The sequence below is a fragment of the Paenibacillus tyrphae genome (assembly GCF_024158745.1).
Lineage (GTDB): Bacteria > Bacillota > Bacilli > Paenibacillales > NBRC-103111 > Paenibacillus_G > Paenibacillus_G tyrfis_A.
In genome coordinates this window covers 1-1,228 of the sequence record NZ_JAMZAW010000065.1, presented here as the reverse complement: position 1 = coordinate 1,228, position 1,228 = coordinate 1, and the positions used below count along the sequence as shown (strand labels likewise).

The following is a 1,228-nucleotide window of genomic DNA, read 5'->3' as shown; positions in this document are numbered from 1 at the left end:
ACGATTTCCGCACTCACTTGATACTCACCCTCCCAATGTGTAATAAATGTAACTTTTGATTCATGTAAGACAGTTTCATTATATACCGATAACGACCGGTCGGTCAAATAAAAAATTGAGGACTCCATTGATGAAGACTTTTGATATGATGGATCATTACGCACAGAAAGGGCACCCGTTCAATGCTGCCGGCATCGCTAAATGAAAACGAGCACATCCCAAAAATGAATCCAACTCTTCGCAAACCGTCATGTAATACTACCTGTCTATAACGAACGAACAGGGCAGGTTTTGCATTAGCAATCCTTGCCCTGTTTATATTTATTTACAAATGTATTGTTTTATAAAATCTATCAACAGCTTATTGTTATCTTGAATATACTCATTGGAATGGAAAAGCTTGCTTATCATGACTCCGCCTTCAATAATCGTAATGATAAAGTGGGATATCATTCGCTTGTCCATATCCGATTTAAATTCGCCCGTTTCAATTCCATACTGCAATACATTGTAAACCAGATCCATGAAGGAGGATAACGCAACCTGAGCCTGCTCAGCTAATTCCGCATGGGTATCGTCACTATCAACTGCTATATTCATTACTGGACACCCACCTACGAAGGGAGGCGCTTCCATTACATTTTCATACACTCGAATAATAGCCAAAAGCTGATCATATGCGCTTTTCTGGCTAGCTACAGCATTCTCAAAATGATTTTTTACAATGTCTACTGCATAATTAAATGCTTCGAGAACAATCTCGTCTTTATTTTGAAAATGATTATAGATACTGCCCTTTTGAAGGCCGGTTTCACGCATGATATCCGAGATTGATAATCCGTGATAGCCCTGAATATTAAGCAGTTCGGCTGATTTTTGAATGATGTGTTCCCTAGTGGCGACTCCTTTACGCATGCTGTCATCTCCTTTCCCAATACCAATTCAACTAAAATACCATTTGTCGATTACGCTGTCAAGATTAAAAGTTCTCATTCTTTACCATATCTTGGGCGAATGCCAGAACAGCAACCACTAAGCTATAGATCCATCTAACCGTCTTTCTAGCTTAATGATCCACCATCTCAAAAGTCTTCATCATCGGATGGGATCCACTTTTTTGTTTGACCGACCGGTCGTTATCGGTATATAATGAAACTGTCTTACATGAATCAAAAGTTACATTTATTACACATTGGGAGGGTGAGTATCAAGTGAGTGCGGAAATCGC

1 protein-coding gene is annotated in these 1,228 nt (G+C 39.3%); it reads right to left on the bottom strand.

Going from position 1 to position 1,228, the window contains the following annotated elements:
• Positions 1 to 321 precede the first annotated feature (321 nt).
• Entirely contained in the window at positions 322 to 915 is a 594-nt protein-coding gene (locus NI000_RS36505; RefSeq protein ID WP_253416170.1) for a TetR/AcrR family transcriptional regulator, read from the bottom strand.
• Positions 916 to 1,228: the final 313 nt, after the last annotated feature.